The sequence below is a fragment of the Streptomyces sp. NPDC007162 genome (assembly GCF_040634175.1).
In the GTDB taxonomy this organism is placed as follows: Bacteria; Actinomycetota; Actinomycetes; order Streptomycetales; family Streptomycetaceae; genus Streptomyces.
In genome coordinates, this window is record NZ_JBEYFC010000255.1 from 1 (window position 1) to 12,450 (window position 12,450).

General features: G+C 74.0%; 12 protein-coding genes and 1 pseudogene. 5 read left to right on the top strand and 8 right to left on the bottom strand.

Annotated features, from left to right (window positions below):
* Nucleotides 1–328 (top strand): annotated as a pseudogene (locus tag ABZ646_RS26710) (hypothetical protein); the annotation flags it as partial.
* Here the strand turns inward: ABZ646_RS26710 and ABZ646_RS26715 are convergent.
* Entirely contained in the window at nt 280–573 is a 294-nt protein-coding gene (locus ABZ646_RS26715) for a DUF6332 family protein (RefSeq protein ID WP_360523837.1), read from the bottom strand. The pseudogene ABZ646_RS26710 and the gene ABZ646_RS26715 sit on opposite strands and share 49 nt — an antisense overlap.
* 73 nt (nt 574–646) lie before the next feature.
* Nucleotides 647–2,134: an MFS transporter gene (locus ABZ646_RS26720; protein WP_360523840.1), complete on the bottom strand. Its 1,488-nt coding sequence runs from the start codon at nt 2,132–2,134 to the stop codon at nt 647–649.
* An 86-nt stretch (nt 2,135–2,220) separates the two neighbouring features.
* On the opposite strand from ABZ646_RS26720, the gene ABZ646_RS26725 reads away from it, so the two are divergent.
* Nucleotides 2,221–2,613 carry a MarR family transcriptional regulator gene (locus ABZ646_RS26725; RefSeq protein ID WP_360523843.1) on the top strand — a complete coding sequence of 131 codons (393 nt, stop codon included), beginning with the start codon at nt 2,221–2,223 and terminating at the stop codon, nt 2,611–2,613.
* A gap of 9 nt (nt 2,614–2,622) precedes the next feature.
* Here ABZ646_RS26725 and ABZ646_RS26730 read toward each other — a convergent pair whose 3' ends face one another.
* Both ABZ646_RS26730 and ABZ646_RS26735 read right to left on the bottom strand, forming a co-directional pair.
* A complete protein-coding gene (locus ABZ646_RS26730; RefSeq protein WP_360523846.1) occupies nt 2,623–3,357 on the bottom strand; it encodes a maleylpyruvate isomerase family mycothiol-dependent enzyme in 735 nt (244 codons plus the stop codon).
* A gap of 123 nt (nt 3,358–3,480) precedes the next feature.
* Nucleotides 3,481–4,632 (bottom strand): MFS transporter, encoded by a 1,152-nt coding sequence (locus ABZ646_RS26735; protein WP_360523849.1) that lies wholly within the window; start codon nt 4,630–4,632, stop codon nt 3,481–3,483.
* Nucleotides 4,633–4,819: 187 nt separating this feature from the next.
* Between ABZ646_RS26735 and ABZ646_RS26740 the strand changes: the two genes are divergently transcribed.
* Complete coding sequence (locus ABZ646_RS26740; RefSeq protein WP_360523852.1) at nt 4,820–5,878, top strand: YihY/virulence factor BrkB family protein; 1,059 nt, start codon at nt 4,820–4,822, stop codon at nt 5,876–5,878.
* 173 nt (nt 5,879–6,051) lie between these two features.
* Nucleotides 6,052–6,924, top strand: coding sequence for a DMT family transporter (locus ABZ646_RS26745; protein WP_360523855.1), 873 nt, complete (start codon nt 6,052–6,054; stop codon nt 6,922–6,924).
* A 148-nt stretch (nt 6,925–7,072) separates the two neighbouring features.
* Here ABZ646_RS26745 and ABZ646_RS26750 read toward each other — a convergent pair whose 3' ends face one another.
* Nucleotides 7,073–8,020, bottom strand: a complete 948-nt coding sequence (locus ABZ646_RS26750; RefSeq protein ID WP_360523858.1) for a DMT family transporter — start codon at nt 8,018–8,020, stop codon at nt 7,073–7,075.
* Between the two features lie 7 nt (nt 8,021–8,027).
* On the bottom strand, nt 8,028–8,810 hold the full coding sequence (locus ABZ646_RS26755; RefSeq protein ID WP_360523870.1) for an SDR family NAD(P)-dependent oxidoreductase: 783 nt from the start codon (nt 8,808–8,810) through the stop codon (nt 8,028–8,030).
* A 346-nt stretch (nt 8,811–9,156) separates the two neighbouring features.
* Between ABZ646_RS26755 and ABZ646_RS26760 the strand changes: the two genes are divergently transcribed.
* On the top strand, nt 9,157–10,368 hold the full coding sequence (locus tag ABZ646_RS26760; protein WP_360523861.1) for a galactosyldiacylglycerol synthase: 1,212 nt from the start codon (nt 9,157–9,159) through the stop codon (nt 10,366–10,368).
* Here the strand turns inward: ABZ646_RS26760 and ABZ646_RS26765 are convergent.
* Together ABZ646_RS26765 and ABZ646_RS26770 are read right to left on the bottom strand one after the other, a co-directional pair.
* A complete protein-coding gene (locus tag ABZ646_RS26765) occupies nt 10,350–11,153 on the bottom strand; it encodes a polysaccharide deacetylase family protein (RefSeq protein ID WP_360523864.1) in 804 nt (267 codons plus the stop codon). The two genes, ABZ646_RS26760 and ABZ646_RS26765, sit on opposite strands and share 19 nt — an antisense overlap.
* A gap of 497 nt (nt 11,154–11,650) precedes the next feature.
* Nucleotides 11,651–12,304, bottom strand: a complete 654-nt coding sequence (locus ABZ646_RS26770; RefSeq protein ID WP_360523867.1) for a TetR/AcrR family transcriptional regulator — start codon at nt 12,302–12,304, stop codon at nt 11,651–11,653.
* Between the last annotated feature and the right edge of the window lie 146 nt (nt 12,305–12,450).

Sequence of the window (12,450 nt, forward strand, 5' to 3'; positions counted from 1 at the left end):
GGCGCGCCCCGGCGCGGCGGTGGCGTCACGGTCCGCGCTGGTGGCCGGGCGCCGGGCCGCCTGGACGGCGCCCGGGATGCCGTGGGCCGGCCGTCTGCTGATCTCGCTCCGGCTGTACCGGCTGCTGCCCCCACCGGGTGACACCGGTGTGGACCTCGGCCAGGAGGCGATCGTCGCCACGTGGGCGCTGATCATCGTCTCCGTCGCCGAACCGGTCCGGCTGCGGCGCGAGCAGTGGGCGCGGGAGCGGGCCGACCGGGCCCGACTGGGCGTGCCGGCCTATGCGTCGGGCCTGGTGCGGCCGGGCTGGCCGGGCTCGCTGGGCTGACCGGCCCGCCGGAAATGTGCGAGCACGCCCACCACCCGGGCGACGAAGAGCAGTGCGGCCGCCACCGTGCCCGCGGGCCGCAGCGCCTGCTCGACACCGGCGGGCAGATCGAACAGCAGGGCGGGTCCGGCCACCGCCCCGAAGGCGAGCGCTGCCGCCAACACTCCGCTGAACAGGGCGTATCCGATCTCGACGGTGATCGCGTCCCGTTCGGCCTGGCCGCGTCGTGCCCCGTGACTGGTCATCCCGCCAGTGTCACAGCCGCGTGCCCGGCGGAGCAACAGGCCCCGCCGGGCGTCGATTTGAGGGCGCCCCCGGTCAGTCGCGGGCGGCGGGCACGCGTGCCGCCTCCGTGGAGGTGGACTTGGCGATCACGACGGTCCGCTGCGGACGCCCGGTGCGCAGCCCCGTGAGCGCGATCAGCAGCCCGGCGAGGGCCACGCCGGCGACCACCACGAACCCGGGCCGGTAGCTGTCGAGCACCGCCTGCGGGGTGGCGTGGGCGGGGGCGTCGGCGGTGACCACGGCGGTCACGACGGCCAGGAAGATCGCACCGCCCACCTGGACGGAGGTGTTGAGGAGTCCGGAGACCATGCCCTGCTCGTGGTCGTCGACGCCGTTGGTGGCCTGGATGTTGAGCGAGGGGAAGACCAGGGCGCAGGCCGCGCCGATCAGCAGCATCGACGGCAGGACCACCGCCGCGTAGCCCGGGTGCAGGTCGACACGCAGGAACAGGGCGTAGCCGAGGACCATGAACGCGAAGCCCGCCGCGATCAGCCGCGGGGTGCCGAAGCGGTCCACGATCGCGCCGACCTTGGTCGAGGAGACCGCCACCAGTGCGCCCGCCGGCAGGAAGGCCAGCGCCGTGTGCAGCGCGGACCAGCCGAGCAGGGACTGCATGTAAAGCGTGGTCAGGAACTGGAAGCCGACGTACGAGCCGAAGAAGGCGACCGCGCCGAGCTGGGCGCGGACCTGGTTGCCGGCGCGCAGCACGCCGAGGCGGACGAGCGGGCCGGGGGAGCGGCGTTCGACCCGGACGAACACGGTGAGCAGGACGGCGACCGCGAGGAACGACAGCAGGGTGCGGGCCGACGCCCAGCCCGCCTGCGGGGCCTCCACCACGGTGAACACCAGCAGCAGCATCGAGGCGGTGCCGAGGATCGCGCCCGGGATGTCGTAGCCGTTGTGGTCGCGTTCGCGGGAGCTGCGCGGCAGCAGCCTGAGAGCGGCGAGGAGCGCGATCAGGGCGATGGGCGCGGGCAGCAGCATGGTGAAGCGCCAGCTGACCTCGGTGAGCAGACCGGAGAGCACCAGGCCCATGGAGAAACCGGTGGCCGCGCAGGTGGTGTAGATGGAGAGGGCGCGGTTGCGCAACGGGCCCTCCGGGAACGTGGTCGTGATGATCGAGAGGCCGGCCGGGGCGGTGAAGGCCGCGCTGAGGCCCTTCACGAAGCGGCTGGCGATCAGCAGCGGGCCCGAGTCGACCAGGCCGCCGAGCAGCGAGGCGAGCGCGAAGACGCCCAGGGCGACGAGGAACACCTGGCGTCGGCCGAGCAGATCCGCCGTGCGGCCGCCGAGCAGCAGCAGGCCGCCGTATCCCAGGATGTAGCCGCTGACGATCCATTGCAGGGTCGAGGTCGACAGGTGCAGGTCGGAGCCGATCGACGGCAGGGCGACGCCGACCATGGACACGTCCAGGGCGTCCAGGAACATCGCGGCGCAGAGCACCAGCAGCGTGCCCCAGAGCCGGGGGGTCCAGCGCACCGCCGAGGGCGCGACGGCAGGGGCTGTGAGCGGAGAGGTCATGACAGCGGAGACTACATGCATATGCATTGAGTGCAAGCGCATTTAATTACGATGCAATAATTCCGCTTCTCTGCTACGGTGCCGAGATGTCGGCGAAGAGGCACGAGCAGGCGCTCGTGGAGCAATGGCGGGACATCCTGGCCCTGCACGCCCGTATCCAGTGCGAACTCGACCGCGCCCTGCACGGCCACGGACTGTGCGCCAGCGACTTCGAGGTCCTCGACCTGCTGTCCGACGGTTCGGCGCCCGACGGCGGCTGCAGCTACCGGGTCCAGGAGATCGCCGAGCGGGTGCATCTCAGCCAGAGCGCGCTGTCGCGGCTGGTCGCCCGGCTGGAGAAGGACGGCCTGGTCGAGCGGGCCATGTGTGCGGAGGACCGGCGGGGGGTGCGGGTGGCGCTCACGGGGAAGGGGCGCGCGCTGCACGGTGAGGTGCTGCCCATGCAGCGCGCGGTGCTGAGCCGGCTGCTGGCCGGCTGAACCCGGCCGTCAGATACCGGAGTTCGTTCGCCACAGCCGAGCCAGTTCCGGGTCGCCGGTCACCTGGGGCACCGGTACCCGGTTCCACAGTGCCAGGTACAACTCGTCCGCCGGACCTGCCAGTTCGGCCTCCGCCGGACCGGACTCACCGGGCTCCGCCACCGGGGGCTCGGCCGTCAGCCGTACGGTCCACACCGCGTCCGCGTCCACGGCGCGCACCCGCAGCACCCGCGGGGTCTCGGTGCGGACGCGGCTGCGCGGGCGGGCGTGGAAGCCGCGCAGCAGTTCGTCGATGCCGTCGACCGCGAAGCCGGTGGCGACGGACGACATCGGTCCGCCGCGCGCGGACTCGGCGTCGTACCGGTGGACGGTGGTCTCGTGGGCCTGCCTGCGGGTCCAGAAGGCCAGCGGTGAGGGGACGGGAGCCGGGTGGAAGGTCCAGCAGGCCAGGTCGGCCGGTGCGGCGGCCAGGGTTTGGACGAGCCTGCGGTGGCCGTCCCGGTACCAGGCGATCAGCTCCGCGCCGTCGAGGTCGGGAGGATCCGGTATGGGGCGGGGCCCGGGGTGCGCGTCCGCGACGAGACCGGCGGCCCACCGGTGGACCGTACCCGTGTGCCCCAGCAGGTCGCGCACCTGCCAGTCCGGGCAGGTCGGCACCTTGGCGTCGAGCCCCGCCGCCTCGGCGGCCGCGGCCAGCGAACGGCCTTCCCGGTCCAGGGTCTCAAGGAAATCGGCAGTCTCCATGCCGTGAGTCTGCATGATGACGCGGGCGCTGACGCAACAGGAATACCACCGTGTACCCGAGGGCGTTGACCGCCCAGGACCGTCCCGGTGACCGGGGTTGTCGGACTGGGCGGTGTACTGCGCTCACCTGGATGCCGCGCCGATCAGCGTCGCCACCGCCGCCAGCACCGCCACGCTCGTCAGGGCCGTCGGCAGGGAGGTCCAGTCCGCCACGAAACCGATCGCCGGCGGCCCGAGGAGCATGCCGCCGTAGCCCAGGGTGGACGCCGTCGCCACGCCCGACGGGCCGGCCAGGGCGCCGGCCCGCTCCACCGCCACCGGGAACAGGTTGGCCAGGCCCAGGCCCGTGACCGCGAAGCCGAGCAGGACGGCCCACACCCAAGGCGCGAGGGAGCCGAGGAGCATGCCGGCCGCCGCCGTACTGCCGCCGACCACCACGGTCCTGGACCGCCCGAGCCGCTCGAGCAGCCTTGTTCCGCTCGCCCGGCCGACCGTCATGGCCAGCGCGAAACACGTGTAACCGGCCGCGGCGACCCCCGCGGACGCGCCCAGGTCCTGCCGCAGGTGCAGGGCGCCCCAGTCGGCCATCGCGCCCTCCCCGTACGCCGTGCACAGGGCGATCAGGCCGAAGACGAGGACCATCCGGCGCGTCCGGCCGTCCAGGCGGCGCGGGGCGGCGCCGGCCCGGTCCTCGGCGTGGAGGACGGGGATGTGGTGACGGAGCAGCGTGCGGCCGGCGACCGCCGTGACCAGCAGGCCGATCAGGGTGAGGGCGAGGAGATGGCGCGTCGGGCTCAGGGAACCGGCGACCAGGCCGCCGAGCCCGGCGCCGATCATGCCGCCGAGGCTGAACGCCGCGTGGAAGGTGGGCATGATCGGGCGGCGCAGGGCGGCGACGAGGTCGACCGCGGCGCTGTTGAAGGCGACGTTCAGTCCGCCGTAAGCGGCGCCGAAGACGAGCAGGGCCGCGCCGAGGGCCGCTACCGAGTGGGTCAGCGGGGGCAGCGCGACACTGAGGCAGAGGAGGACGGCGCAGGCGATCGTCACCGGCCGGCTTCCGTACCGGCGGCACAGCCGGCCCGTGAGCGTCATGGTGATCACCGCACCGGCCGAGACGCCGAGCAGCGCGAGCCCCAGCGCGCCGACCGAGGCATGGGTCTGGTGCTTGATGTCGGGGATCCGGACCACCCAGCCCGCGAAGACGAAACCGTCCATGGCGAAGAAGGCGGTGAGGGCGATCCGCAGACGGGTGAGGGCGAGGGGGCTACCCGGCACGACGGTGTGCGATCGGGCTTTGTTTATCAGCGGCACAAATTCAGGCTAGGTGAGGACGGGACACCGCGGCAAGGCTGCCGGTTCCGGGCCGCGTGGGGCCTGTCGGCGCGGGTACCCGAGGTTGTGCACGACGGGCGAACGGCGGGACTCCCAGAAGGACTGATGTCACCTGTGGGCATGACGGACCATGAGACTTCTCGAGCGTGCTGACGGCTTCCAGAGACGTCACCGCTGGGTGGGACTGCCGCTCGCCGTCCTGTACAAGTTCTACGACGACCAGGCCGCCTACCTCGCGGCCCTGCTCGCCTACTACGGCTTCCTCTCCCTCTTCCCCCTGCTCCTGATCCTCGTCGCCGTCCTGAGCACCTTCCTCAGCGGCGACCCGGCCCTGCGGCAGCGGGTCCTGGACTCGGCGCTGCGCGAGTTCCCCGTCATCGGCGACCAGTTGGAGAAGAACATCCACTCCTTCCACGGCAGCGGGGCCGCACTCGCCGTGGGTATCGCGGGTACCGTCTACGGCTCGCTGGGCGTCGCACAGGCCGCGCAGTACGCCCTCAACAAGATCTGGGCGGTGCCGCGGCACGCCCGCCCGGACCCCTTCCGCTCACGGCTCAAGGGCCTGCTGTTCCTGCTCGTCCTGGCGCTCGGGCTGTGCGCGTTCACCCTGCTCTCGGTGGCGGGCTCGCAGACGTTCCTGTTCGGGGCGCGGCTGCGCGGCGGCGCCTGGATCGCCGCCGCGGTCGGCTCCGTGTTCCTCAACACCCTGCTGCTGATCCTGAGTTACCGGCTGCTGACCCACCGGACGCTGCCACCGCGCCAGCTGCTCGGCGTCGCGCTCGGTGCCGCCTTCGCCTGGCAGGGACTGCAGTGGGTGGGCACGTACTACGTCAGCCACGTGCTGCGCGGCGCGACCGCCACCTACGGCATGTTCGGCATCGTCCTCGGGCTGCTCGCCTGGCTCTACACGGGTGCGCTGATCTTCCTGCTGGCGGCCGAGGCCGGCGCCGTACGCGTCATGCGGCTGTGGCCGCGGAGTCTGCTGACCCCTTTCACGGACCGGGTGCACCTGAGCCCGGCGGACCGCCGCGCCTACCGGTCGTACGCGGCCACCGAGGTCTTCAAGGGTTTCCAGAAGATCCAGGTGCACTTCGACACCCCGCCCCACGCACATCCCGACCCGCCGCCCCACGCACATCCCGACCCGCCTCCGGACGCCGAGCCGCGGGGCGGGGAACCGTCCGGGTGAGTGGCGCCGCCGGTGCGGCCGCTTACCCGTGTCGCGGGCGGGCGCGCCGGTCGGTGGTCACGTATGGTCGATCCGGCGGGTCGTCGTGGACGAGCCCGGCGCGGGCGAGCCATCGTCCTCCACGGAACGAGCACCAGTCCGGCACGCGGACGGGGACTTGACGGGTAACGCTCATGATCTATGTCCTGGGCATCTCCGCCGCATGTCTGCTCGGTGTCGGCTTCGTGCTCCAGCAGCACGCCGCCGAACGGGCGCCCGCCGCCGACGTCCTGCGCTTCCGGCTCCTGTGGGACCTCGCGCACAGCGGCCTCTGGCTGGGCGGCATCGGATGCATGGTGGCCGGACAGCTGCTGAGCACCGTCGCGCTCGCCCAGGGCAACCTGTCCCAGGTGGAGCCCCTGCTCGTCACCAACCTGCTCTTCGCGTTCGTCCTGGCACGCTGGCTGAGCGGCCAGCGGCTCGGTGCCACCGGCTGGGCCGGGGTCCTGCTGCTCGGCGGGGGAGTGGCCGCGTTCACCCTGGCCGGCCGCCCCGCCCCGGGGCCGGCCGCCGCGGGGGTCTTCCGGCAGTGGCTGGTCATCGGCCTGGTGATCGGCGTGGCCCTCGCCCTGATCGGCTTCGCACGGCACCTGCCGCTGTTCGAGGAACCGCCGCTGCTGGCCACCGCGGCCGGCATGCTCTACGGCCTTCAGGACGCCCTGACCCGGGTGTCCACCGGCATCGCCGGCACCCGCGGGGTGGTCGCCCTGCTCCTGCGCTGGGAGCCGTACGCGGTGGTGGCCCTGGCCGTGACCGGTCTGATGCTGGTGCAGAGTGCCTTCGAAGCCGGACCGCTGCGCATGTCCCTGCCGGCCCTCACGGCCGCCGAACCGCTCGTCGGCATCGCCTGCGGCATCGCGTTCCTCGGCGACCGCCTGCACACGGACAGCGCCTCCCTCGCCTGGCAGGTGGCGGGTCTGGCCGCCGTCGTCACGGGGGTCTTCGTGCTGGCCCGCCATCCGGCCATGCCGGGGCAGGACACCGGGGACGAGGAGCGGCCGGGGTGAGGGGGCGTCCGGGCTGCCATGAGGGAGGTGTCCCGCGGTGAACCGTACGGCGGCTCCGGCAGCCCGTGTCGTACCTGACGGACGTCGCCCACGTCCCCAGTCGGGGACGTCCCCCACGTCCCCCGGTCGGCCGGCCCGGCCCCGCCCGTCACTCGCGGCGGTCGTCCTGCCGCTCCTGACGCCCGTCCCTGCGCTGTCCGCCGGCGGGCTCGGCCGAGTCGTCGGGGACCGTGTCCCACGTGCCGCTGACCGACGGTGCGCCCGCCAGGCCGAGGCTGCCGGCGCCGATGAGCAGGACGCCGGTGATCTCGGGCACCAGACGTACCCCCAGCCCGATGCGTTCCCCGAACAGCGCCCACCCCAGGGCGACACTGGTGAGGGCGTCGCCGAGGGTGAGGGCGGGCTGGGACGCCGTCAGCGATCCGGCGCGGAACGCCGCCTGCAGCAGCGTGAAACCGATCAGCCCCGCGACGGCCAGCGCCCACAGCGACCAGTGCCCGAAAACCGCGGCCGGGCCCTGTCCGAACCTCCCCACGACCTCCTTGATCAGCGCGGCGGTCACCGCGAACGACATGGCCGAGGCGAGACCGTACAGCGCGGCCCGCGGCCCGCCGCGGGCCAGCCGGCCCGCCAGCACCAGGGCCGTCACCACGGCGAGCACCACCCCGCCGGCCACGAGCCAGGCGCCGCCGCTCGCCGCGGTCCGGCCGGCCGTGGGCGAGGCCGCGACGAGGAAGAGAGCCAGCCCGGCCCCGAGGGAGACGAACGCGAACCACGTCCGCCGGTCCGGGCGGCGGCGGAACACCGCACTGCCCACCACCAGGGTGAACAGCAGCTCGCTGGTCAGCAGCGGCTGGACGACGGACAGGCTGCCCGCGGCGAGCGCCGAACCCTGGAACACACTGGCCAGGGCCAGCAGACCGGCACCCGCGAGCCAGTACGGCCGTCGCAGCAGGCGTCCCAGCCAGCGCACGGCCTGCCGGGCGTCGAGCCGGCTGTCGGACTCGTCCTCCGCCGCGGCCCGCCGCTGCAACACCGACGCCGAGGCGTTGCACAACGCCGCGAGCAGGGCGAGGAGGACCGTGAGCGCACCCACCGGCCCCTCATCCGTATCTGGCGGCGAGAGACCGGTACAGCCCGGGGGACAGGCCCCGCACGCGGGCGGGCAGGCAGAGCCAGGCCGGCACGAACACCTCGTCCCGGCCGCGTCGCACACTCCTCCAGACGGCGTCGGCCACCCGTTCGGGTGCCACCGGCCGGGGTGAGGAGCGCAGGTAGGGCACTCCGCGGCGGGTGAAGAACGGGGTGTCCACCACGCCGGGGATGACATGGCTGACACCCACGCCGGTGGAGCGCAGTTCGTACCGCAGGGCGTCGGCGAAGACGCCCAGGGCGGCTTTGACGGCGGAGTAGACGGCCTCCCCGCGTACTCCGACACTGCCCGCCACGGAGCCGATCAGCACGATGCGTCCGGAGCCCGCCTCGGCCATGTGCGGGGCCAGCCGCCGTACTACGTGCAGGGTGGCCAGCAGATCCACCGAGACGAGCTCGTCGATCGCCGAACGCGGCATGGCCGTGAAGTCCCCGGCCCAGCCCACGCCGGCACAGGCCACCAGCAGATCGGGCCTGCCGACCCGGTCAAGGACGAAGTCGCACAAGTCCCGGTCGGAGTGCGGGCCGGTGAGGTCCGCGGCGAAGGCCACGGCAGACGCCTGCGCGGCCACCCGTTCCAGCCGGGTCGCGTCGCGGCCGTTGAGGACCATGTGCCAGCCGCCCTCCGCCGCCAGACGGCGGGCGACCGCCGCGCCGATACCGGAGGACGCACCCGTGACCAGGGCGGAACCCCGGAAGGCCGCGGGCCTGCGCACGGTGTGCGCCCGCTCCATCGGCCCCGGGCTCTGCCCGGGCGCGGCCGTCGCGGCGGTGTCGGCTCGGAAGGCGGCGTGGGACATGGACGGCCTCGCAGCACTGGTGGACAGGTGGGGACTGGAACCGCTCCTGCGTCCGGGCGGGCTGGTCGCTTTGAGGGGTATCCGCCGCGCCGGACTTCGAAACGGCCGTACGGCGGAGCCGACGGAGCCGTCTCCCGCGCGGCAGGAACCACGACCATGTCCACCATGGTCGATCTGGTCGGCGGGGACCACCCGAGTGCGTTTGGCGCCGCCCGCCGCGGGTCACTCATCGCGGTGTCGGCCACACCGTGGCGACGTCGCCGCTGACGCCCGAGGACCCATGGCCGCCCACGCATCCGCTCGCACCGAGACGGGACCCGCGCCGGAAGCCGAACGGCTGCTGCTGGTCAGCGCCGGCATGGGCGCCGGGCACGACAGCGTCGCCGCCGAACTGGCCCGCCGGGCCAGGGCGGTCGGCCGGGAGGCACAGGTCGTCGATGTGCTCGAACTGCTGCCCCGCGGCCTCGGCGCGGGCCTGCGCGGGTTCTACGGCACCTGTGTCCGGCGCGCGCCATGGGCGTACGGCGCCCTCTACCACCTGCTCTTCCGCCCCGGGCGCGGCCGTCGCCCGAACGCCGTTCCCCTGGCCCGGCTCGCCGCCGACGCCTTCATGACGTCCGTGCACCGGTCCCGTTGCGATCTGGTGGTGCCGGTCTTCCACCTGGCCGCACAGCTCACCGGGGAACTGCGGGCCACCGGCGTGCTGCGCGTGCCCAGCACCGTGGTGATCGTCGACTTCGCCGTGCACCGGCAGTGGCTCCACCCCGGCAACGACCTCCATCTGTGTGTCTCCGACGATGCCGCCCGTCAGGTGCGCCGATGGCTCGGCGGACCGGCGGAGACGGTCGGTCCGGTGGTGGACCCGCGCTTCTTCGGCGGCGGGACGGCAACCGGGGCGGACACCTCGCGCGAACGCGCGGGACGCCCCGGGACCGGGCGTCCCGCGGTGCTGGTGTCGGCCGGTGCCTGGGGGGTGGGCTCGGACCTGCCGGCCACGGCCGGGCTGCTGGTCGAGCGGGGTTTCCGTCCGGTCGTGCTCAGCGGACACAACGAGCGGCTGCGGCGGGCGCTGGCCAGGATCCCGGGTGTGGCCGCGCCCGGCTGGGTGACGGACATGCCACGACTGCTGCGCGGCTGCGCCGCGATGGTGGACAACGCGGCGGGACAGACCGCCGTCCAGGCGCTGGCCGCCGGCGTGCCCGTCGTCGCCTACCGGCCGCTGCCCGGCCACGGTGAGCAGGGGGTCCGGCGGATGGCCGCCCTCGGACTGTGCGACCTCGCGGCCGACGCGACCGGCCTGGTCGACTCGCTCGACCGCCTGACCGGACCGGGGCCGGAGCGGGCCCGGCGCATCGCGGCGGGACATGCGGCGTTCCGGGACGACCTGCTCGCGCGCGTGCTCGCCCGGCCAGGTCCCCGACCGTCTCCCCGGCCAGGTCCCCGACGGTCTCCCCGGCCAGGTCCCCGGCCAGGTCAGGGACCTTCGTCCTGACCGGCGGCCGGCGTCCCGGCGCTAAGACGGCCGCGGTGCCCCACCGGAAGGTGCTCGGCGAGCGGCCCGACCGTCATCCCGGCCGCGCGGCAGCCGTTCACGATCTCCGGCAGGGCTCCCAGGGCGGAGCGCCAGCAGCCCGCCGCCGCCACCCGGTCGGAGTCGTGCAGGAGGACCGTCCCCCCGGCCCGCAGGTCGGCTCCGATCCTCGCCCGTACCGAGACGGGCGTGGCGTCGGCCGTCCAGTCCTCGCCCCACGCGGTCCACAGCACCGTCCGCAGTCCCGCCCGGTGCGCGGCCGCCCACCGCCCGGACGTCAGGATCCCGAAGGGGGGCCGGTACCAGCGCGGACGTCGGCCTGCGAGGTCGGTCAGCGCCGCCACGGACCGCACGACCTCCGACCGGTCGCGGACGGGCGCGGGCAGCCAGGGCCGGTCGTGCGTCCAGCCGTGGACCGCGAGTTCGTGGCCGCGCCCGGCCATCTCGCGGACGAGCGCCGGATACCGCACCGCGCTCTCGCCGAGCAGGAAGAAGGTCGCCCGGACGCCCAGGTCGTCCAGGGCGTCGAGGAAGTACGGGGTGGATCCGGGATCGGGACCGTCGTCGAAGGTGAGGGCGATGTGGTCGGGGCGCCCCTGTCCGGCGAGGCCGGGGAAGAACCGGTGCCGCAGACCGGGGAGCCAGGTGGCGGCGGGGCCGATGTGGGCCGCCGCCAGGGTGACGAGGGGGAACAGCGCGTTCGCGGACGTGCGACGAACGGGTACGGGGCGGGTCGGGCGGGCCATCGGCGACGTGCCTCCTCGAACGGCTGCGGGCCGTGGTGTCCGGCCACCACGGCGACTGCGTCGGTTCCCTGCGTGCGCGGGCCGTTGCCCGTGCCGGGGACAGTCCTGGCGGTGCCGAAGGTATCCGGCCCCCGCCCCGCCAAACCCCCCAACTCACCGGAGTACAGACAGCACGGCCCCGCACACGACGGGCACCCCACGCGCAGCGCTACGGCCACACACCACGCGCATCCCGCACGCGGCGCGCACTCCACCCGCGGCGCGCACGGTGACCTCGGCGCCGGGGCGCATCCGCCGTGGGGTCGCCCGTCGCGACGCCACGGTGCCGGCGGTGACCACCTTCACCACGCGAGGCCAAGGCGTCGGCGGTGCCCCGCCTGTCCCGTCGCGCGGCAGAAGGGGCTTCGGACGCGGCCGCCTCTCGCAGGGCTGCCTGCGCGCCGCGGCGACGCCTCCACGTCGCGGCGACGGTTTGCTCCGGTGCCTCCCGGGGACCCTCAGGCCTGTCCGTGCTCCCGGCGCCGGGCGATGGCCGTGAGGTAGCCGCGCAGCATCACCTTGGCCTCGTCGAGGAGGGCCGTGTCGCCCTCGGCGTCGCGGCGGAAGGCCTCCTGGGCGAGGGCGTCGGCGGTGAGGACGGCGGCGTGGGCGGCCCGGCCGAGCGTCTCCGTGTCGTCGGCTACGCCGAGGGCGAGGAGCACCCGGCGGACCCCTTCGGCCATCCGGCGCTTGTGCTCGCGGTCCGCCTCCCTGGTCCGGTCGGTCAGCCCGCTGCCGAACCACAGAGCCCGGAAGCCGTGTTCGCTGCGGTAGAGAGCGGCGTACGTGTCGATGAGCACGCCGACCGGGTCGGGCCACTGCTCGACGGCCGCCGCGCGGACGAAGTCGTCCATCACGGCCTCCAGCCGAGCGAAGTATCCGGCCGCCAGCGCGTCGACGACGGCGTCCCGGTCCGGCAGGTACTGGTACAGCGAGCCGACCGACACTCCGGCCTCCGCGGCGACCCGGGTCGTGGTGAGCGCCTGGACGCCCTCGGCGACCAGCACCCGCTCCGCCGCCTCCAGCACGCGCGCCAACCGCGCCTTGCTGCGGGCCTGTTGGGGAGTACGGCGCAGCACGACCCCGGTCTCGTCGGTGGTCGGCTCGGGCACGGACGGCTCCTGAATCTGAACGTGACTTTGTTTCAGGTTTAGGTTAGCGTCGCGGCCATGACGGACTCAAGCTCCGCACTGGTGCCCGGCTTTTTGCGTGCCCGTGGGGGCTGGTGGGGGCGCGTTTTGTGAGGGTGGGGCGGTGC

Excerpts from the sequence above, each read along its gene's own strand:
- ABZ646_RS26715 (WP_360523837.1), bottom strand. The coding sequence starts at position 573 with ATGACCAGTCACGGGGCACGACGCGGCCAGGCCGAACGGGACGCGATC.
- ABZ646_RS26720 (WP_360523840.1), bottom strand. The coding sequence starts at position 2,134 with ATGACCTCTCCGCTCACAGCCCCTGCCGTCGCGCCCTCGGCGGTGCGC.
- ABZ646_RS26725 (WP_360523843.1), top strand. The coding sequence starts at position 2,221 with ATGTCGGCGAAGAGGCACGAGCAGGCGCTCGTGGAGCAATGGCGGGAC.
- ABZ646_RS26730 (WP_360523846.1), bottom strand. The coding sequence starts at position 3,357 with ATGGAGACTGCCGATTTCCTTGAGACCCTGGACCGGGAAGGCCGTTCG.
- ABZ646_RS26740 (WP_360523852.1), top strand. The coding sequence starts at position 4,820 with ATGAGACTTCTCGAGCGTGCTGACGGCTTCCAGAGACGTCACCGCTGG.
- ABZ646_RS26745 (WP_360523855.1), top strand. The coding sequence starts at position 6,052 with ATGATCTATGTCCTGGGCATCTCCGCCGCATGTCTGCTCGGTGTCGGC.
- ABZ646_RS26755 (WP_360523870.1), bottom strand. The coding sequence starts at position 8,810 with ATGGAGCGGGCGCACACCGTGCGCAGGCCCGCGGCCTTCCGGGGTTCC.
- ABZ646_RS26760 (WP_360523861.1), top strand. The coding sequence starts at position 9,157 with ATGGCCGCCCACGCATCCGCTCGCACCGAGACGGGACCCGCGCCGGAA.
- ABZ646_RS26765 (WP_360523864.1), bottom strand. The coding sequence starts at position 11,153 with ATGGCCCGCCCGACCCGCCCCGTACCCGTTCGTCGCACGTCCGCGAAC.